This is a genomic window from uncultured Oceanisphaera sp., assembly GCF_947495715.1.
GTDB classification, from domain to species: domain Bacteria; phylum Pseudomonadota; class Gammaproteobacteria; order Enterobacterales; family Aeromonadaceae; genus Oceanimonas; species Oceanimonas sediminis.
Genome location: NZ_CANLZU010000016.1, coordinates 37,809 through 57,664, shown reverse-complemented (window position 1 = coordinate 57,664; position 19,856 = coordinate 37,809). Strand labels below are relative to the sequence as shown.

The following is a 19,856-nucleotide window of genomic DNA, read 5'->3' as shown; positions in this document are numbered from 1 at the left end:
CCAGTAATGATCTGGTCATATTGAGGCCCCAGACCAGAGGCAACAGAGTCGCCTCTTCTGGAATACCGAGTTGCCCGCAGACAGGCCAACAGGCGACTCTGTAGCATCAAGGAGGACAAAGGGATCTGCTCTACCGACCATCACATGACAGGGACGTCATGTGCTGAGCGTCACATGGATGTGCTTGAAGCGGGTCGGTGGAGCAGAGCTTTTGTCCGACATTGATACAGAAATTAAATAGACCACTTGTTTAATGTGCTCGGTATAAGGAGGCGAGAGGTCAGGAAGAGAAAATAAAGAAGCACGGCCGACCGGTGCCGGCCTGTGCTGTTCGGTCAGATACCGCTGCCGTCTGACTCGGGGATTTCATGCAGGCCACACTCTCGCTTCAGGCCATTGAAACGGGTATCGGCCTCGCTCATGCCCGGCTCCCACTTGGTGGTGGTGTGCACATCGCCAACCGAGACGTAACCCTGCTCCCACAGCGGATGGTAGGGCAGATCGAACTCCTTGAGATAGTAGTGAACGTCCTTGTTGCTCCAGTCGATGATCGGCAGAAACTTGAACAGACCGTTCTGCAGCCCCAGCACTTCGAGCTTTCCGCGGGTATCGGACTGGCTGCGGCGCAGGCCGGAAAACCAGGTGCCCGCCTGCAGGTCGCGCAGGGCGCGCTGCATCGGCTCCACCTTGTTGAGCTGGTTGTAACGGCTGATGCCCTCTACTCCCTGCTCCCACAGCTTGCCGTAACGGGCCTCCTGCCAGGCCGCCGAGCCGGCGGCCCGATAGACCTTGAGGTTGAGCCCCAGTCGCTCGGTCAGCTCATCGATAAAACGATAGGTTTCCGGAAACAGGTAACCGGTATCGGTGAGGATCACCGGTACATTGGCTTTTTCTTGCGTCACCAGATGCAGCATCACCGCCGCCTGAATGCCGAAACTGGAGGAGAGCACCGGCTCCCCTTCCAGGTTCTCCAGCGCCCAGCGCACCCGCTCGGGTGCGCTCATGGCCGCCAGTTGCCGGTTAAGAGGAGCCATTGACTCCTCCTGTTCCGCCCGGGACAGCCGGTTCAGCTCATCCAGGCCGGGCAACAGACTAGAGGACATTGTTGCTGTCATAAAAATCCCTCGCTGAGTCGATCACCGGCGCTATGATGCCGGCCCGGATAACAAAGTCACCGAAACCTTCACCCGCTTCCCGTTCGGTTGCCCAGCGGCCGATAAGCCCGTCCATCTCTTCCAGAATCTGGGCGTCGGTGATGTTTTCCTTGTACATACGCGGAATACGGGTGCCTTCCCGGTTACCGCCCAGGTGCAGGTTGTAGCGTCCCGGCGCCTTGCCCACCAGACCAATCTCGGCCAGCATGGCGCGGCCACAGCCGTTGGGGCAGCCGGTGACCCGAAAGATGATGTTCTCATCATTCAGGCCGTGTTTGGCCAGCAGGCCTTCGATGTCGGTGACATAGGCCGGCAGCATGCGCTCGGCTTCGGCCATCGCCAGCGGACAGGTCGGCAGCGCCACACAGGCCATCGAGTTCTTGCGCTGCTCCGAGACACCGTCTTCCAGCAGGCCGTGTTCCCGTGCCAGCTGCTCGATGAGCGCCTTGTCTTCGGCGGCCACGCCGGCGATGATCAGGTTCTGGTTGGCGGTCAGGCGGAAGTCGCCCTGGTGCACCTTGGCAATCTCGCGCATGCCGCTCTTCAGCGCCTTGCCCGGATAATCCAGCAGGCGACCGTTTTCGATAAACAGCGTCAGATGGTGTTTGCCATCGATGCCAGCTACCCAGCCGAAGCGATCGCCACGTTCGGTAAATTCATAGGGGCGCGTGTCGGCAAACTTGATGCCGGCCCGTTTTTCCACTTCCGCCTTGAACACCTCAACCCCAACCCGCTCCAGGGTGTACTTGGTCTTGGCGTTCTTGCGGTTGCTGCGGTTACCCATGTCGCGCTGGGTGGTTACCACGGCCGCCGCCACTTCCAGGGTGTGCGACAGCGGAAGAAAGCCGAAGTCGGTGGCCTTGCGCGGATAGGTGGCGTTATCGCCATGGGTCATGGCCAGGCCACCGCCCACCAGCACGTTGAAGCCCACCAGCTTGCCGTTGTCGGCAATGGCGATAAAGTTCAGGTCGTTGGCGTGCACGTCCACGTCGTTCTGCGGCGGGATCACGACCGTGGTCTTGAACTTGCGCGGCAGATAGGTGGAGCCGAGGATAGGCTCTTCATCCGGGGTGTCCAGTCGCTCGCCGTCCAGCCAGATTTCGGTATAGGCGCGGGTCTTGGGCAACAGGTGCTCGGAGATCTTCTTGGCCCACTCGTAGGCTTCCTGATGCAGCTCGGACTCGACCGGATTACTGGTACAGAGCACGTTACGGTTCACGTCACCGGCGGTGGCGATGGAGTCGATGCCGGTGCTGTTCAGCACCTGGTGCATGTGCTTGATGTCCCGCTTGAGCACACCGTGAAACTGGAACGTCTGGCGGGTGGTCAGGCGAATGCTGCCGTAGATGCTGCTCTCTTCGGCAAACTGGTCGATAGCCAGCCACTGGTCCGGGTTGATGATGCCGCCGGGCAGGCGGGCGCGCAGCATGACATTGTGCAACGGCTCCAGCTTCTGTGCAGTCCGCTCGTTGCGAATATCGCGGTCGTCCTGCTGATACATGCCGTGAAAACGGATCAGCTGAAAATTGTCGCCGTTGAAGCCGCCGGTCAGTTCGTCCTGCAGATCCTGCTCTATGGTGCCGCGCAGAAAGTTGCTCTCGCGCTTGAGGCGCTCGTTGTCGGACAGTTTTTGTTCGCTCATCAGTAAACATCCCTTTGGTAACGCTTGGCGCTGCGCAGCGCATCTACATATTCTTCGGCCTGTTCGCGGCTTCTGCCACCGTGCTCGGCCACCAGCTCAATCAGGGCTTCGTGTACGTCTTTGGCCATCTTGTTGGCATCGCCACACACATAGAAGTGGGCGCCCTGCTCCAGCCAGGCATAGACCTCGCCCCCCTGCTCGCGCAGCTTGTGCTGCACGTAAACCTTCTCGGCCTGATCGCGGCTGAAGGCCAGAGAAATCTTGTTCAACAAGCCGGATTTGACGTAGCGCTGCCATTCGGTCTGATAGAGGAAGTCCTGGGTGAAATGCGGGTTACCGAAGAACAACCAGTTCTGGCCAGTGGCATCCTGCGCTTCACGCTGCTGCATGAAGGCGCGGAACGGCGCTATGCCGGTACCGGGACCCACCATGATCACCGGGGTCTCGTCGTTGGCCGGCAGGCGGAAGTTGTCGTTGTGCTCAACGAACACCCGTACCTGACCACCCTCTTGCAACCGATCAGACAAGAAAGAGGAAGCACCGCCGCTGCGCGGCTCGCCGTCCTGCTCGAAGCGCACCACGCCCACGGTCAGATGAACTTCGTCTTCCACTTCCGCCTGGGCAGAAGCGATGGAATAGAGGCGCGGCGTCAGACGGCGCAGCGCACCCTGCAATTGCTCGGCGGTCAGGCCGGCTGGCTGCTCCCGAACGATGTCCAGGATCTGATGGCTGGCGCAATATTCACGCAGGGCCGCCTTGTCTTCCACCAGCGCCTTCAGCTTGTCGGAACCGGACAGCTCGGCATAGGCCTGCACAAAGCCGGCGTAACCCAGGGTCAGTTCATAGTGGTTGATCAGCGCCTCGCGGATACCGACCGGCTCATTGTCTACCTTGACCGAAGTCTCGGGGGCCAGTTCAACCAGAGCCAGCAGGGTATCGACCAGCTTCTCGTCATTACTGAACCAGACACCCAGCGCATCGCCTGGCTGATAGCTCAGGTCGGAGCCATCGAGCGAAATCTCGAAGTGACGGATATCCTTGTCGGAATCCCGGCCGGTGATCTTCTGGTTGGTTACCAGCTCGGCGGCAAAGGGGTTCTTTTTGTTGTACAGGCTGACCGCGCCCTGAGTGAGGGGCACCACGGGCGCCACGTCATTGGCGGCATCCGCCTGCAACGCGTCTTGCACCAGTGCGACAACCGACTGACTCCAGCTTTCGGCGGCGGCATCGTAGTCGACATCGCAGTCGAGTCTGCCCAGCAAGGAGGTTGCACCGGCCTTGCTCAGGTATTCGTCGAAGTCCTTGCCGGTCTGGCAGAAGAATTCGTAAGACGAATCCCCCAGCCCCAGCACGCCGTAATGCAGGCCATCGAGCTTGCCGGCCTTGCCGGCCTTCAGCTGCTTGTGGAACTCGATGGCATCATCGGGGGCTTCGCCTTCGCCATTGGTGCTGGCGACGATCAATACGTGAGTCTCTTTCTTGAGCTGCTTGACCTTGTAGTCGGCCGCATTAAACAACTCGACCGCCACGCCGGCGGCTTGCGCCTGGGCCTTGAGGCTCTCGGCAAGGCCCTTGGCATTACCGGTTTGAGAGGCATAGATAATGGTCAGCTTGCCGGCAGGCTGAGCCGCCGCCGCAGGAGCGGCAATGCCGCCCGGCTGCTGGCTGATGCCGTAAAAATAACCGCTGACCCAGGCCAGCTGAGTCGCGCTCAACTCGGCTGCCACCTGAGTAAGCTTATGGACTTGCTGTTCGTTGAGCGGGCTGGCAGACGCCGCGAGTTCCTTTAAAAGCATGACATTAACTTCCACTTTTCCAGATTGGATATAGCTTAAGCCAGGGCAAGGGAAAACAATAAAGAATAAAAGATGATTTTTTATACTTATAAGGAATATAAAGGGTATGTGAGGGGTAAAGAGTGAGGTGTGAGGGCGGGGTGGCAAGTGGGCTGGCACGGGATTGTTTTACCTCTCACCCTTTACCCCTCCCCCCCTCACATCGTTAAAAAAAAAGGCCCCCTTGCGGGAGCCCTTGTCTTATCAGCGAGTCGAGATAACTTTATTCTTCGTTGCCGCCGGCCGCGTTCAGCAGGTTAGCCAGGTTCTGCTCGGCTTCGTCTGCCGATACGATCACCGGCTGTTCCGGATTACGGTTGGCATGACGGCCCTGATGGTAGGCGAAACCGGTACCGGCAGGTACCAGGCGGCCCACGATCACGTTTTCCTTCAGGCCGCGCAGATCGTCTACCTTGCCGGAGACGGCTGCTTCGGTCAGCACTCGGGTGGTTTCCTGGAAGGACGCCGCCGAGATGAAGGATTCGGTGCTCAGAGATGCCTTGGTGATACCCATCAGCACGTGGCGGTAAGCAACCGGCTGTTTGCCTTCTGCTTCCAGCGCACGGTTGGCCTGACGGATACGCACCACTTCGGCCTGTTCATTGGTGATGAAGTCGGAGTCACCGGCGCTCATGATCTCGGCACGACGCAGCATCTGACGCACTATGGTCTCGATGTGCTTGTCGTTGATCTTAACGCCCTGCAGACGGTAAACCTCCTGCACCTCGTTGACGATATAGTTCGCCACCGGGCTGATACCACGCAGACGCAGGATATCGTGCGGAGATTCGGGACCGTCGGCCAGTACTTCGCCTTTTTCGACCTTTTCACCTTCGAACACGTTGAGGTGACGCCATTTCGGAATCATCTCTTCGTAGGCATCGCCACCTTCCAGCGGGGTAATGACCAGACGGCGCTTGCCTTTGGTCTCTTTACCGAAGGAAATGGTGCCGGATACTTCGGCCAGAATGGCCGGTTCTTTCGGCTGACGGGCTTCGAACAAGTCGGCAACCCGCGGCAGACCACCGGTGATGTCCTTGGTACCACTGGATTCCTGCGGAATACGCGCAACCGCGTCACCCACGTTCACCACTGCACCATCTTCCAGGCTGACGATGGCACGGCCGGGCAGGAAGTACAGAGCAGACAGATCGGTACCGGGGATGAACACATCCTTGCCGGCATCGTCGACCAGTTTCACGGTCGGACGCAGCTCTTTACCGGAGCTCGGACGCTCGTTGACATCCATCACCACTATGCTGGACAGACCGGTCAGTTCGTCGGTCTGACGGCTGATGGTCACGCCGTCGATCATGTCGATGAACTTGATCTGACCCGCCACCTCGGTAACGATCGGGTGGGTGTGCGGATCCCAGGTTGCCACTACCTGGCCAACCTGCACGGTTTCACCGTCGGCTTTGTCCAGCAGCGCACCGTAAGGCAGCTTGTGGTTTTCCCGGGTCTGACCCATGTCATCGATGATGTTCAGCTCGGAAGAGCGGGACACGATGACGGTCTTGCCGTCGGCATTGGTAACGAACTTGGCGTTCTGCAGCTTGACGGTACCGGCGTTCTTCACCTGGATGCTGTTTTCTGCTGCTGCCCGCGACGCCGCACCACCGATGTGGAAGGTACGCATGGTCAGCTGGGTACCGGGTTCACCGATGGACTGAGCGGCGATAACACCGACCGCTTCGCCCTGGTTCACCAGGTGGCCACGAGCCAGGTCACGACCGTAACAGTGGGCACAAACGCCATGGTCGTTATCACAGGTGATAACGGAGCGTACCTTGACCCGGTCAACGGAGTTCTCTTCCAGCTCGTCACACCACTTCTCGTCGAGCAGGGTGTTACGGGCAACCATGATTTCGTCTTCGGTACCCGGCTTGATCACGTCTTCCGCAACCACACGACCCAGCACCCGCTCACGCAGGGGCTCAACCACGTCACCGCCTTCGATCAGGGAGGTAATCCACAGACCGTTATAGGTGCCACAGTCATCGGTGGTAATCACCAGATCCTGGGCAACGTCTACCAGACGACGAGTCAGGTAACCGGAGTTCGCGGTCTTCAGTGCGGTATCCGCCAGACCCTTACGAGCACCGTGGGTCGAGATGAAGTACTGCAGTACGTTCAGACCTTCACGGAAGTTCGCGATAATCGGCGTTTCGATGATGGAGCCATCCGGCTTGGCCATCAGGCCACGCATACCCGCCAGCTGACGGATCTGGGCGGCACTACCACGAGCGCCGGAGTCGGCCATCATGAAGATGCTGTTGAACGAATCCTGCAGCTCTTCTTCACCGTCACGGTTGACCACCACGTCTTTCGACAGGTTTTCCATCATCGCCTTGGACACACGCTCGTTGGCGCTGGCCCAGATATCGATAACCTTGTTGTAACGCTCGCCGGCGGTAACCAGACCAGACTGGAACTGCTCCTGGATTTCGGTTACTTCCGCTTCCGCTTCGTCAATAATGTCTTTCTTGGCATCCGGGATCACCATGTCGTTGATACCGACCGATACGCCGGACAGGGTGGCGTAATGGAAACCGGTATACATCAGCTGATCGGCGAACACGACCGAGTCTTTCAGACCCAGACGACGGTAACAACCGTTCAGCAGCTTGGAGATCTGCTTCTTGCCCATCGCCTGATCGATCATCTCGAAGGGCAGACCCTTGGGCACGATCAGCGACAGGATGGCACGACCAACGGTAGTGTCACGAATGGCAGTACGCTCAACCACTTCACCGCCTTCCATTTTTTCGAAGTCGGTGATCCGTACCTTGACCCGGGCGTGCAGTTCGGCGTGGCCGGCACGATAGACCTTTTCGGCCTCTTTCGCGCTGGTCAGCAACATGCCTTCGCCCTTGGCGTTGATCTTGTCGCGGGTCATGTAATACAGACCCAGTACCACGTCCTGTGAAGGAACTATGATGGGTTCGCCGTTGGCCGGTGACAGTATGTTGTTGGTCGACATCATCAGCGCACGGGCTTCAAGCTGCGCTTCAATGGTCAGCGGTACGTGTACCGCCATCTGGTCACCATCGAAGTCGGCGTTATAGGCCGCACACACCAGCGGGTGCAGCTGGATGGCCTTGCCTTCGATCAGCACCGGCTCGAACGCCTGGATACCCAGACGGTGCAGGGTCGGTGCCCGGTTCAGCAGTACCGGATGCTCGCGGATCACCTCGTCCAGGATATCCCAGACCACGGCTTCCTCGCGCTCGACCATTTTCTTGGCCGCCTTGATGGTGGTAGCCAGGCCACGCGCTTCCAGTTTGCCGTAGATGAAGGGCTTGAACAGCTCCAGCGCCATCTTCTTGGGCAGACCGCACTGATGCAGACGCAGGGTCGGACCCACGGTAATAACGGAACGACCGGAGTAGTCCACGCGCTTACCCAGCAGGTTCTGACGGAAACGACCCTGCTTACCCTTGATCATGTCGGCCAGGGACTTCAGCGGGCGCTTGTTGGAGCCGGTGATGGCACGGCCACGACGACCGTTGTCCAGCAGCGCATCCACGGATTCCTGCAGCATCCGCTTTTCGTTACGCACGATAATATCGGGCGCGGCCAGATCCAGCAGGCGCTTCAGACGGTTGTTACGGTTGATCACCCGACGGTACAGATCGTTCAGATCCGAAGTCGCGAAGCGACCACCGTCCAGGGGTACCAGCGGACGCAGATCCGGCGGCAGTACCGGCAGCACTGTCATCACCATCCACTCGGGCTTGTTGCCCGAGCCGAAGAAGGCTTCCATCAGCTTGAAGCGTTTGGTAATTTTTTTGCGCTTGGTTTCGGAGTTGGTCTGACCCAGCTCTTCGCGCATGGTGTTGATTTCGCTTTCCAGATCGATGTCGCGCAGCAAAGCCAGTACGGCTTCGGCACCCATCTTGGCGTCGAATTCATCACCCCATTCTTCCAGCGCATCCAGGTACTGTTCTTCAGACAGCATCTGGCTTCGCTCCAGGTTGGTCATACCCGGTTCGATAACGACGAAGGATTCGAAGTACAGTACCCGCTCGATGTCACGCAGGGTCATGTCCAGCAACAGGCCGATACGGCTGGGCAGGGACTTCAAAAACCAGATATGGGCAACCGGGCTGGCCAGCTCGATGTGACCCATACGCTCGCGGCGCACCTTGGTCTGGGTAACTTCAACGCCACACTTCTCGCAGATAACACCGCGGTGCTTGAGGCGCTTGTACTTACCGCACAGACACTCATAGTCCTTGACCGGACCGAAAATCCGGGCACAGAAAAGGCCGTCACGCTCCGGCTTGAAGGTACGGTAGTTAATGGTCTCTGGCTTCTTGACTTCGCCATAGGACCAAGAGCGGATCATGTCCGGCGAAGCCAGACCGATTTTGATACCGTCAAACTCTTCGGTCTTATTCTGCGCTTTCAAAAACTTAAGCAAGTCTTTCACGTTAGTCTCCTGTGAGGAGTTCTACCTGGGCGCCCCCCCTTCCCAAAGGAAGAAGGGGCGCCGTTATTTCCGAGGCAGTCTGTCGCCTTAACTTTCGTCCAGCTCGATGTTGATACCGAGGGAGCGAATTTCCTTCAACAATACGTTGAAGGACTCGGGCATGCCCGGCTCCATGCGGTGATCGCCGTCCACGATGTTCTTGTACATCTTGGTCCGGCCGTTAACATCGTCCGACTTGACGGTCAGCATTTCCTGCAGAGTATAGGCGGCACCGTATGCTTCCAGTGCCCACACTTCCATCTCACCGAAACGCTGACCACCGAACTGGGCTTTACCACCCAGCGGCTGCTGGGTAACCAGACTGTAGGAGCCAGTAGAACGGGCATGCATCTTGTCGTCCACCAGGTGGTTCAACTTCAGCATGTACATATAGCCCACGGTGACCGGACGCTCGAAGGTGTTACCGGTACGACCGTCGAACAGGGTGATCTGACCGGACTCCGGCAGATCGGCCAGCTTCAGCATGCGCTTGATCTCGTGCTCGCTGGCACCGTCAAAGGCAGGCGTGGCAATCGGCACACCCTTGCGCAGGTTGTTGGCCAGCACACGGACTTCTTCGTCGCTGAAGGTGGACAGGTCCACTTTCTGCTGCACCTTGTCACCCAGATTATAAACTTCCTGGATGAATTCGCGCAGACGGGCCAGCTCTTGCTGTTCCTTGATCATGCGATCGATTTTCTCGCCCACGCCCTTGGCCGCAAGGCCCATGTGCGTTTCGAGGATCTGACCGATGTTCATCCGCGACGGTACACCCAGCGGGTTCAGTACGATATCGACCGGGGTACCGTGCTCATCGTGCGGCATGTCTTCTACCGGCACTATGGTGGAGATAACACCCTTGTTACCGTGACGACCCGCCATCTTGTCACCCGGCTGAATGCGACGCTTGACCGCCAGGTAAACCTTGACGATTTTCAGTACGCCCGGGGCCAGATCATCGCCCTGGGTGATTTTGCGACGCTTGTTCTCGAACTTCTTGTCGAAGTCAGCTTTCAGCTCGGCCTGCTGCTCGGCGAGCTGTTCCAGCTCGATTTGCTTGGCTTCGTCGTCAATCGCCTGTTCCAGCAACTGGTTACGAGGAATTTTGTCGACCTGGGCCGCACTGACACCGGAGGCAATCAGCACATTACGAGCACGAGCGTAAACGCCGTCTTCGAGGATGCTGAACTCTTCGGTCAGATCTTTCTTGGCCTGCTTGAGCTGCATGTGCTCGATGTCCTGAGCACGCTTGTCTTTTTCCACGCCATCGCGGGTAAAGACCTGCACGTCGATAACAGTACCGAATACGGAGTTGGGAACCCGCAGTGAAGAATCCTTCACGTCGGACGCCTTCTCACCGAAGATGGCTCGCAGCAGCTTCTCCTCGGGAGTCAGCTGGCTTTCGCCTTTCGGCGTCACCTTGCCGACCAGAATATCGCCGGGCTGCATTTCTGCACCCACGTAGACGATACCGGACTCATCCAGCTTGCTCAGCGCCGCTTCACCCACGTTGGGGATGTCGGCGGTGATTTCTTCCGGACCCAGTTTGGTGTCACGGGAGATACAGGTCAGTTCCTGAATGTGAATGGTGGTCAGACGATCTTCTTCTACCAGCCGCTCGTTCAGCAAGATGGAATCTTCGAAGTTGTAACCATTCCAGGGCATGAATGCCACGCGCAGGTTCTGACCCAGCGCCAGTTCACCCAGATCGGTAGACGGGCCATCGGCCAGTACGTCACCGGCCAGTACCCGCTCGCCCGGCATCACGCAGGGACGCTGGTTGATACAGGTGTTCTGGTTGGAACGGGTGTATTTGGTCAGGTTATAGATGTCGATACCGGCTTCGCCCGGCAGCATCTCTTCTTCATTCACCTTGACCACGATGCGCGAGGCATCGGCGTAGTCGACGATACCGCCACGCTTGGCAACCGAGGTCACACCGGAGTCTACCGCGACCGCGCGCTCGATACCGGTACCTACCAGCGGCTTGTCGGCGCGCAGAGTCGGTACGGCCTGACGTTGCATGTTCGACCCCATCAGGGCTCGGTTAGCATCATCGTGCTCGAGGAAGGGGATCAGGGAGGCCGCCACAGAAACAATCTGCTGCGGGCTCACGTCCATGTACTGGACCTGATCCGCGTTCATGTAGGTGGCTTCACCCTTGTGACGCGACGGTACCAGTTCGTCCATCAGACGGCCTTCTTCATCGATGGCCGCGTTGGCCTGGGCGATCACGAAGTGACCTTCCTCGATGGCAGACAGGTAATCCACGTCATCGGTAATCTTGCTGTCGATCACTTTACGATACGGGGTCTCGAGGAAACCGTATTCGTTGGTGCGCGAGTAGCAGGCCAATGAGTTGATCAGACCGATGTTCGGACCTTCAGGCGTTTCGATGGGACACAGACGACCATAGTGGGTCGGGTGTACATCTCGCACTTCAAAGCCGGCACGCTCACGGGTCAGACCGCCCGGGCCCAGGGCCGAAATACGGCGCTTGTGGGTGACTTCCGACAGCGGGTTGTTCTGATCCATGAACTGGGACAGCTGGCTGGAACCGAAGAACTCCTTAACGGCCGCCGAAATCGGCTTGGCGTTAATCAGATCCTGCGGCATCAGGGTGTCCAGATCGCCCAGAGACAGACGCTCTTTCACCGCCCGCTCAACGCGGACCAGGCCGACGCGGAACTGGTTCTCTGCCATTTCGCCCACGGAACGAATACGACGGTTACCCAGGTGGTCGATATCGTCCACTTCGTCGTTACCGTTACGGATGTCGATCAAACGCTTCATCACGTCGACGATATCGGACTTGGTCAGGGTACCGGCACCGGTAGACTCATCACGGAACAGGCGACGGTTGAATTTCATCCGGCCTACGGTGGAGAGATCATAACGGTCTTCGGAGAAGAACAGGTTTTCAAACAGGGTGTCGGCTGCTTCACGCGTCGGCGGCTCGCCCGGACGCATCATGCGATAGATTTCCACCAGCGCTTCGAGGCGGCTGTTGGAAGAGTCGATACGCATGGTCTCGGACATGTAGGCGCCGTGATCCAGTTCATTGGTGAACAGGGTCTCGAACTGTTTGATGCCGGCCACAGACAGGTTGGCCAGGTTTTCCAGGCTCAGCTCGCTGTTGGCAGCAATCATCACTTCGCCGGTATCGGCGTTGATATAGTCCTTGGCAGACACTTTACCGACGGCATATTCCACCGGTACTTCAATTTTATCGATGCCGGCCTTTTCCAGTTGACGGATATGGCGGGCAGTAATGCGGCGTCCGGTTTCCACCAGAACTTCGCCATCTACCATGATGTCGAAGGAGGCGGTATCACCACGCAGACGATCGGGCTTGAGCTCCATCATCAATTTGCCGTCGGTCACCTCGAAACGAGTGGTTTCGAAGAAGAGCTCCAGGATCTCTTCGGTGGTGTACTCCAGCGCGCGCAGTATGATAGACGCGGGTAGCTTGCGACGACGGTCGATACGAACGAACAGGTTGTCTTTCGCATCAAACTCAAAATCGAGCCAGGAACCACGGTAGGGGATCACGCGTGCGTTATACAGGACCTTACCGGAAGAGTGGGTCTTGCCACGATCGTGATCGAAAAACACACCCGGGCTGCGATGCAGCTGGGAGACAATTACCCGCTCGGTCCCGTTGATAACGAAGGTACCGTTTTCAGTCATGAGCGGGATTTCGCCCATGTAGACTTCTTGCTCTTTGATGTCCTTGACAGTACCGGCCGCAGCCTCTCTGTCATACAGGACCATCCGCAACTTCACACGCAGCGGTGCCGAATAGGTAACACCACGAATTTGACATTCCTGCACGTCAAACACGGGCTCGCCCAAGCGGAAACTGACATACTGCAATTCGGCAGTGCCGGAATAGCTGGTGATAGGGAAAACGCTGCGGAAAGCCGCTTCCAGTCCGTACTCGCCTTGCGGATCTGCTTCAATAAACTGTTTGAAGGAGTCAAGCTGGATTGATAGCAGGTAAGGCGTGTCCAAGACCTGGTCACGTTTACCGAAGTCCTTACGAATGCGCTTTTTCTCTGTGTAAGAGTAAACCATAGGGTTCCTCAGCTCGCTGATAAGTGACCCACTCTGTCCAAATGGGACAGCTCTAAAACATCGTTTTTTTTCAGACCGAATGTCTCGACAACACCCGGGTGGCTGGTACAACAAGAGGCAGAAACGATGTGAAAATTCCCCTCATCCTACAGCGCAAAAGGGCCGGTGAATAAAGATTCACCAGCCCTAGCCTGATTGCTCAGGCCGCTAAGCTATAGAATAGCTTATTTGAGCTCAACAGAAGCACCGGCTTCTTCGAGTTCAGTTTTCAGTGCTTCGGCTTCGCCTTTGCTCAGTGCTTCTTTAACGGCACACGGAGCGGCTTCAACCAGGCCCTTGGCTTCTTTCAGGCCCAGACCGGTAGCAGAACGTACGGCTTTGATAACAGAAACCTTGTTGGCGCCAGCTGCAGTCAGCATAACGTCAAATTCGGTCTGCTCTTCTACAACAGCAGCTTCGCCGGCAACGGCAACGGCAGCAGCGGCAGAAACGCCGAACTTCTCTTCCATAGCTTCGATCAGTTCAACAACTTGCATTACAGACATTTCTGCAACGGCTTCGATGATTTGGTCTTTAGTGATAGACATGACTCAAATTCCTAATGTTCTGAAGTTTTCGGTAATCAAGCAGCCAGAAACAGCTTAGGCGGCTTCGGCTTCTTTTTGGTCGCGCAGAGCAGCGATGGTACGAACCAGCTTGCCAGCGGAGGCTTCTTTCATAGTCGCCATCAGCTTCGCAATTGCTTCGTCGTAAGTCGGCAGTTTTGCGAGACGGTCAATGTCGGCTGCGGGGATGAACTCGCCCTCATATGCCAGACCCTTTACCTCGAAAGCGTTTTGCTCTTTGGCAAAATCCTTGAACAGACGAGCGGCAGCGCCCGGGTGTTCGTTGGAAAACGCAATCAGGGTAGGACCAACAAATACCTCGTTCAGGCATTCATAGCTGGTCTCTTGCACGGCCAGGCGAGCCAGCGTGTTACGGACTACCTTGAGGTAGATTCCGTTTTCACGGGCTTGCTTGCGCAGTGTGGTCATGGCAGCCACGGTAACGCCACGAGAATCGGCAACTACCGCAGACAGGGCGCCCTTGGCAGCTTCGTTGACTTCAGCAACAATTGCTTTTTTGTCGTCGAGTCTTAATGCCATTGGCTAAACTCCTGGATCCACCTGGGATATACCCAGATTAAACACACGCCCCTTATTCACAAGGGGCACCAAGGTGGCAGATACCAGAAGAAAGGAATGCTTTCTAACTGGGTCCCGGCACCATCTACGCTGGAAAATTAAGACGTTAAAGTCTCCAGCGGTCTTGGACGGGAGTCGAAGCCCCCAACCAAATCACAAGGCGCAAAATTCTACGGGAATCGGTGCGCCTTGTAAATGCTTATTAAGCGTCCAGGCTAGCCTGTTCGATCGTCACGCCGGCACCCATGGTGGTGGACAGCGTCACTTTCTTGATGAACACGCCTTTGGCGGAAGCAGGCTTGGCACGCTTCAGCGCACCCAGCAGGGCTTCCAGGTTGCCTTTCAGGCTTTCAGCGTCGAAATCAACCTTACCGATAGTGGTGTGGATGATACCGTTCTTGTCGTTGCGGTAGCGTACCTGACCGGCCTTGGCGTTTTTAACGGCTTCGGCTACGTTCGGGGTTACGGTGCCCACTTTCGGGTTAGGCATCAGGCCGCGCGGGCCCAGGATCTGGCCCAGCTGACCCACAACGCGCATGGCATCGGGAGAGGCGATAACCACGTCGAAGTCCATCTCGCCTTTCTTGACCAGATCGGCCAGGTCGTCCATACCAACCAGTTCGGCACCGGCAGCCTTGGCGGCTTCGGCGTTGGCACCCTGGGCGAATACGGCAACGCGAACGTCACGACCGGTGCCGTTGGGCAGTACGGTAGCACCACGTACGTTCTGGTCGGATTTACGCGCGTCGATACCGAGGTTAACGGCAACATCGATGCTTTCTACGAATTTGGCGGTGGCCAGCTCTTGCAGCAGGGCAACGGCTTCGTTGATTTGGTACTCTTGTGACGCGTTTACACGCTCACGGATAGTACGCATACGCTTAGTCAGTTTAGCCATCGTCTTAGCCCTCCACTACCAGGCCCATGGACCGGGCAGTACCTTCGATACAACGAACACGAGCATCCTCATCGGCGCCGGTCATGTCTTTCTGCTTCACGCCGGCAATTTCTTCCAGCTGAGCACGGGTAACGGTACCCACCTTATCGGTGTTGGGCTTGCCGGAACCGGACTTGAGACCAGCCGCTTTCAGCAGCAGGTAAGCTGCGGGCGGAGTCTTGGTTTCGAAGGTGAAGGAACGGTCGCTGTACACGGTAATGATAACCGGGATCGGCGAGCCTTTTTCCAGGCTTTCTGTACGGGCGTTGAAGGCCTTACAGAATTCCATGATGTTAACGCCGTGCTGACCCAGAGCAGGACCAACGGGCGGACTCGGGTTAGCTGCACCGGCTGCAACCTGCAGCTTGATGTAGGCTTGTACTTTCTTAGCCATGTATTAATACCTCGTGAATGGGTGTTAGCGCCTCGGAGTCAAGCTCCTGAATCGGCTCCCCAGTGTTAAAAGGGCGGCAAATTGTAGTTTTATTTGCCGCCCCTCGCAAGTTTTATGGCTGAATTTCGCTCAGGATTTTTCTACCTGACCGAACTCCAGCTCTACCGGTGTAGAACGACCGAAGATAAGTACCGATACCTTGACCCGGCTCTTCTCGTAGTCGACCGATTCCACCACGCCGTTGAAGTCGGCGAAAGGACCATCGGAGACACGGACCACTTCGCCCGGCTCGAACAGCGTCTTTGGTTTCGGCTTGTCGATCGCATCCTGCAGACGATTGAGAATGGCGTCCGCTTCCTTGTCGGAAATCGGCGCCGGACGCTCCGGCGTGCCGCCGATAAAGCCCATCACCCGGGGGATGCTGCGCACCAGGTGCCAGGTGGCATCGTTCATCTGCATCTGCACCAGCACATAGCCGGGGAAGAATTTGCGTTCGCTTTTGCGCTTCTGGCCGGCGCGCATTTCTACCACTTCTTCGGTAGGCACCAGCACTTCGCCAAACTGTTCTTCCATGCCGTGCATCTTGATATATTCACGCAGCGACTTGGAGACACGACCTTCATACCCGGAAAACGCCTGGACCACATACCAACGCATTCTTTGTTCTGGTTCTGACATGGTTAATCCTTATACTCCGGTGACCAGATTGACCAGCCATACCAGCAGGCCATCCAGCAAAAACAGAAAAAGGCCAACCAGAGCGGTGACGGCCAATACGATCAGGGTGGTCTGGATAGCTTCCTGGCGACTCGGCCAGACAACTTTACGCATTTCCAGACGGGATTCTTTGGCAAAGGCAAAGCTGTTCTTGCCTTTCTGGGTCTGATAGGCCAGCAAACCGGCAATGCCCACCGCCACGACGACACCGGCTGCACGAATAACCACCGCCAGATCACTATAGAGATAATTTGCGACCACGGCCGCGATCAAAATAATGAAAACCAGCCCCCATAACAGGGTGTCTTTAGCCCCGCCCTGGCTCTCAATGTTTGCACTCATAAGCTACCTGTCTAAAAACTTTAGTCTGTCACAGACGCGAAAACCCCGCTGTCGGCGAGGTAAGTGGCAGGGGCGGAGGGACTCGAACCCCCAACCGTCGGTTTTGGAGACCGCCGTTCTACCAATTGGAACTACGCCCCTATACAAGAAAGCCCCCATTATAGGGGCATTCCGATGCGATTGTAAGCGCAATTACTCGATGATTTTGGCGACGACACCAGCCCCCACGGTACGGCCACCTTCACGAATCGCGAAGCGCAACCCCTCTTCCATCGCGATGGGAGCAATCAGGTTGACCACCATCTGAATGTTGTCACCGGGCATGACCATCTCGACGCCTTCCGGCAACTCTATGGTGCCGGTCACGTCGGTGGTACGAAAGTAGAACTGGGGACGATAGCCCTTGAAGAACGGAGTATGACGGCCGCCTTCCTCCTTGGACAATACATAGACCTCGGACTCGAAGCCGGTGTGCGGATTGATGGACCCCGGTTTGGCCAGCACCTGTCCACGCTCGACATCTTCCCGCTTGGTCCCCCGCAGCAACACACCGACGTTTTCGCCGGCGCGACCTTCGTCCAGCAGCTTGCGGAACATTTCCACGCCGGTACAGGTGGTCTTGATGGTGTCCTTGATACCGACAATTTCCACTTCTTCACCCACCTTGATGATACCGCGCTCGACACGACCGGTCACCACGGTGCCGCGGCCCTGGATAGAGAACACGTCCTCGATTGGCAGCAAAAAGGCACCATCAACGGCACGCTCGGGCTCGGGGATGTAGGAGTCCAGCGCGGCAGCCAGTTCCAGAATCTTCGGTTCCCACTGCGGGTCGCCTTCCAGCCCTTTCAGCGCAGAGCCCTGAATAACCGGAATCTCGTCGCCCGGAAAGTCGTACTCGGACAGCAGTTCACGCACTTCCATTTCTACCAGCTCGAGCAGCTCGTCGTCGTCGACCATGTCACACTTGTTCATGAATACCACGATATAAGGCACACCGACCTGACGGGCCAGCAGTATGTGCTCTCGGGTTTGCGGCATGGGGCCGTCGGTGGCGGCCACCACCAGGATGGCACCATCCATCTGCGCCGCACCGGTGATCATGTTTTTTACATAATCGGCGTGACCGGGGCAGTCAACGTGAGCGTAATGACGGGTTTCGGTATCGTACTCGACGTGAGAAGCCGCGATGGTGATGCCGCGAGCTTTTTCTTCCGGGGCATTGTCGATTTGATCGAAGGCGCGGGCAGCACCGCCAAATTGTTTGGCAAGGACGTTGGTGATGGCAGCGGTCAGGGTCGTTTTACCGTGGTCAACATGGCCGATGGTGCCGACGTTTACATGCGGTTTGTTACGTTCGAACTTTTCTTTAGACATGCTCATGCCTCTAACTGGTTGTGTGGGAAATAAACCACGCGAATCGCAATTAGAAAGTATATAGCAAAATCAGACTTGGCGTTTTGGGAGCTACTGAAGTGAGTACTGGAATAAAGAAGTGGTGCTGATACCCGGATTCGAACTGGGGACCTCACCCTTACCAAGGGTGCGCTCTACCAACTGAGCTATATCAGCAAAACTGGAGCGGGCAGCGGGAATCGAACCCGCATCATCAGCTTGGAAGGCTGAGGTAATAGCCATTATACGATGCCCGCAAAACACGTTGTGTTTAACAGCGCCTGCGCTGTTTTATTTCAGACCCGTTACGATAAACCGGTCTGCAAAAATGGTGGAGGGAGCTGGATTCGAACCAGCGAAGGCTGAGCCGTCAGATTTACAGTCTGATCCCTTTGGCCACTCGGGAACCCCTCCAAATTTTAATGGTGCCGGCACCAAGAGTCGAACTCGGGACCTACTGATTACAAGTCAGTTGCTCTACCAACTGAGCTATGCCGGCACTTGAGCGAGCGGAATTCTAGGGCAAGGCCATGACTCGATGCAACACCTTTACCGCAAGTTTTTTCAATTGCGGGTTCAAACGGACAAAAAAACACCACACAGACGTTACTTTGACGTCCGCACCGTCCACGATCGCTCGACTATTAGCCTGTTTCCCTCGTAACAGCGTGCTGTACGGCTTCGGCTATAGCCTTTTGTCGCCTTGTTCATCCCCAGACCATGGTGTATCGTCCTCCAGCGACCCACAGGACACGCCCATGACGATAGATAACTACTCTCCCTATCTGGCCTTTTCTCGCGAAACCTGGTCAGAACTGCGCGACGCGGTGCATCAGCCCCTGAGCGAGGCGGAACTCACACGCCTGCAAGGCATCAATGACAAGGTATCCCTGGCGGAAGTCAGAGACATCTACCTGCCCCTGTCCCGTCTGCTCAACCTCTACATCAAGGCCAAGCAGCGTCGCAATCGCGTGCTGGATCAGTTTCTCGGTAAAGAACCCCGCCATGTACCTTATGTGATCAGCATCGCCGGCTCGGTGGCGGTGGGCAAAAGCACCACGGCACGCATTCTTGAAGCGCTGCTGGAACGCTGGCCCCAGCACCCCAAGGTGGCACTGGTGACCACCGACGGTTTTCTGTACCCCAATGCGGTGCTGGAAGAGCGAGGCCTGATGCGCAAGAAAGGCTTCCCCCAGTCTTATGATATTCGCCGGCTGGTGCAGTTTGTTTCCGATATCAAATCCGGCAAGCCCAGGGTCACGGCGCCGGTCTATTCGCACCTGATCTACGATGTGGTGCCGGGGCAGCAAGAAGTGGTGGAGCAGCCGGATATCGTGATCATCGAGGGGCTGAACGTGCTGCAGAGCGGCATGGATTATCCCCACGAGCCGCACCGGGTATTTGTGTCGGACTTTGTGGATTTTTCCATCTTCGTGGATGCAGACGAGCGACTGCTGAAAACCTGGTATGTGGAGCGTTTTCTCAAGCTGCGCGACGGCGCCTTCAGCAATCCGGCGTCTTACTTTCACCACTACGCCCAGCTATCGGAAGAAGAGGCGGTAGCCACCGCAGGCCGCATCTGGCAGGAAATCAACTACAAGAACCTGAAACAGAACATACTGCCGACCAAGGACAGGGCCGAGCTGGTGCTGACCAAAGGCAGAGAGCACGGCATCGATCAGGTGTGGTTGAAAAAGTAATCCCG

Annotated in this window: 13 protein-coding genes and 5 tRNA genes; 1 reads left to right on the top strand and 17 read right to left on the bottom strand. The window is 57.0% G+C overall.

Annotated features, from left to right (window positions below; all coding sequences use genetic code 11):
* Positions 1 to 335: 335 nt before the first annotated feature.
* From Q0753_RS11315 to Q0753_RS11235, 17 genes are all read right to left on the bottom strand, one after another.
* Positions 336 to 1,103, bottom strand: coding sequence for a phosphoadenylyl-sulfate reductase (locus tag Q0753_RS11315; RefSeq protein WP_367179503.1), 768 nt, complete (start codon positions 1,101 to 1,103; stop codon positions 336 to 338).
* Positions 1,093 to 2,796 carry an assimilatory sulfite reductase (NADPH) hemoprotein subunit gene (gene cysI, locus Q0753_RS11310; RefSeq protein ID WP_298720723.1) on the bottom strand — a complete coding sequence of 568 codons (1,704 nt, stop codon included), beginning with the start codon at positions 2,794 to 2,796 and terminating at the stop codon, positions 1,093 to 1,095. Before cysI ends, Q0753_RS11315 begins: the two co-directional genes overlap by 11 nt.
* Positions 2,796 to 4,592 (bottom strand): assimilatory sulfite reductase (NADPH) flavoprotein subunit, encoded by a 1,797-nt coding sequence (locus tag Q0753_RS11305; protein WP_298720720.1) that lies wholly within the window; start codon positions 4,590 to 4,592, stop codon positions 2,796 to 2,798. The genes cysI and Q0753_RS11305 overlap by 1 nt, the downstream gene beginning before the upstream one ends.
* Positions 4,593 to 4,854: 262 nt before the next feature.
* Positions 4,855 to 9,066 (bottom strand): DNA-directed RNA polymerase subunit beta', encoded by a 4,212-nt coding sequence (gene rpoC, locus Q0753_RS11300; RefSeq protein ID WP_298720717.1) that lies wholly within the window; start codon positions 9,064 to 9,066, stop codon positions 4,855 to 4,857.
* A gap of 87 nt (positions 9,067 to 9,153) precedes the next feature.
* Positions 9,154 to 13,182, bottom strand: coding sequence for a DNA-directed RNA polymerase subunit beta (rpoB, locus tag Q0753_RS11295; RefSeq protein ID WP_298720714.1), 4,029 nt, complete (start codon positions 13,180 to 13,182; stop codon positions 9,154 to 9,156).
* A 224-nt stretch (positions 13,183 to 13,406) separates the two neighbouring features.
* Complete coding sequence (gene rplL / locus Q0753_RS11290; RefSeq protein ID WP_298720711.1) at positions 13,407 to 13,769, bottom strand: 50S ribosomal protein L7/L12; 363 nt, start codon at positions 13,767 to 13,769, stop codon at positions 13,407 to 13,409.
* 54 nt (positions 13,770 to 13,823) lie between these two features.
* Positions 13,824 to 14,327 (bottom strand): 50S ribosomal protein L10, encoded by a 504-nt coding sequence (rplJ, locus tag Q0753_RS11285; protein WP_298720708.1) that lies wholly within the window; start codon positions 14,325 to 14,327, stop codon positions 13,824 to 13,826.
* A 241-nt stretch (positions 14,328 to 14,568) separates the two neighbouring features.
* Positions 14,569 to 15,264 (bottom strand): 50S ribosomal protein L1, encoded by a 696-nt coding sequence (rplA, locus tag Q0753_RS11280; protein ID WP_298720705.1) that lies wholly within the window; start codon positions 15,262 to 15,264, stop codon positions 14,569 to 14,571.
* A gap of 4 nt (positions 15,265 to 15,268) precedes the next feature.
* On the bottom strand, positions 15,269 to 15,697 hold the full coding sequence (gene rplK, locus Q0753_RS11275) for a 50S ribosomal protein L11 (protein ID WP_298720702.1): 429 nt from the start codon (positions 15,695 to 15,697) through the stop codon (positions 15,269 to 15,271).
* Between the two features lie 129 nt (positions 15,698 to 15,826).
* Positions 15,827 to 16,375, bottom strand: a complete 549-nt coding sequence (gene nusG / locus Q0753_RS11270; protein ID WP_298720699.1) for a transcription termination/antitermination protein NusG — start codon at positions 16,373 to 16,375, stop codon at positions 15,827 to 15,829.
* 9 nt (positions 16,376 to 16,384) lie between these two features.
* Positions 16,385 to 16,756: a preprotein translocase subunit SecE gene (gene secE / locus Q0753_RS11265; RefSeq protein ID WP_298720696.1), complete on the bottom strand. Its 372-nt coding sequence runs from the start codon at positions 16,754 to 16,756 to the stop codon at positions 16,385 to 16,387.
* A 64-nt stretch (positions 16,757 to 16,820) separates the two neighbouring features.
* Positions 16,821 to 16,897: transfer RNA gene (locus tag Q0753_RS11260), tRNA-Trp, on the bottom strand.
* 51 nt (positions 16,898 to 16,948) lie between these two features.
* The gene (tuf, locus tag Q0753_RS11255; protein ID WP_298720693.1) at positions 16,949 to 18,133 is read right to left on the bottom strand and encodes an elongation factor Tu; all 1,185 of its coding nucleotides are present in this window, start codon (positions 18,131 to 18,133) and stop codon (positions 16,949 to 16,951) included.
* A gap of 119 nt (positions 18,134 to 18,252) precedes the next feature.
* A tRNA-Thr gene (locus tag Q0753_RS11250) sits at positions 18,253 to 18,328 on the bottom strand.
* A gap of 5 nt (positions 18,329 to 18,333) precedes the next feature.
* Positions 18,334 to 18,408 (bottom strand) — tRNA-Gly (locus tag Q0753_RS11245).
* A 72-nt stretch (positions 18,409 to 18,480) separates the two neighbouring features.
* Positions 18,481 to 18,565 (bottom strand) — tRNA-Tyr (locus Q0753_RS11240).
* 9 nt (positions 18,566 to 18,574) lie between these two features.
* Positions 18,575 to 18,650 (bottom strand) — tRNA-Thr (locus Q0753_RS11235).
* A gap of 259 nt (positions 18,651 to 18,909) precedes the next feature.
* On the opposite strand from Q0753_RS11235, the gene coaA reads away from it, so the two are divergent.
* Positions 18,910 to 19,851, top strand: coding sequence for a type I pantothenate kinase (gene coaA, locus Q0753_RS11230; protein ID WP_298720690.1), 942 nt, complete (start codon positions 18,910 to 18,912; stop codon positions 19,849 to 19,851).
* Positions 19,852 to 19,856: the final 5 nt, after the last annotated feature.

Bases quoted from the DNA above. Each gene is read 5' to 3' on its own strand.
- Q0753_RS11315 (WP_367179503.1), bottom strand. From the start codon at position 1,103: ATGTCCTCTAGTCTGTTGCCCGGCCTGGATGAGCTGAACCGGCTGTCC.
- cysI (WP_298720723.1), bottom strand. From the start codon at position 2,796: ATGAGCGAACAAAAACTGTCCGACAACGAGCGCCTCAAGCGCGAGAGC.
- Q0753_RS11305 (WP_298720720.1), bottom strand. From the start codon at position 4,592: ATGCTTTTAAAGGAACTCGCGGCGTCTGCCAGCCCGCTCAACGAACAG.
- rpoB (WP_298720714.1), bottom strand. From the start codon at position 13,182: ATGGTTTACTCTTACACAGAGAAAAAGCGCATTCGTAAGGACTTCGGT.
- rplL (WP_298720711.1), bottom strand. From the start codon at position 13,769: ATGTCTATCACTAAAGACCAAATCATCGAAGCCGTTGCAGAAATGTCT.
- rplJ (WP_298720708.1), bottom strand. From the start codon at position 14,327: ATGGCATTAAGACTCGACGACAAAAAAGCAATTGTTGCTGAAGTCAAC.
- rplA (WP_298720705.1), bottom strand. From the start codon at position 15,264: ATGGCTAAACTGACTAAGCGTATGCGTACTATCCGTGAGCGTGTAAAC.
- rplK (WP_298720702.1), bottom strand. From the start codon at position 15,697: ATGGCTAAGAAAGTACAAGCCTACATCAAGCTGCAGGTTGCAGCCGGT.
- nusG (WP_298720699.1), bottom strand. From the start codon at position 16,375: ATGTCAGAACCAGAACAAAGAATGCGTTGGTATGTGGTCCAGGCGTTT.
- secE (WP_298720696.1), bottom strand. From the start codon at position 16,756: ATGAGTGCAAACATTGAGAGCCAGGGCGGGGCTAAAGACACCCTGTTA.
- tuf (WP_298720693.1), bottom strand. From the start codon at position 18,133: ATGTCTAAAGAAAAGTTCGAACGTAACAAACCGCATGTAAACGTCGGC.
- coaA (WP_298720690.1), top strand. From the start codon at position 18,910: ATGACGATAGATAACTACTCTCCCTATCTGGCCTTTTCTCGCGAAACC.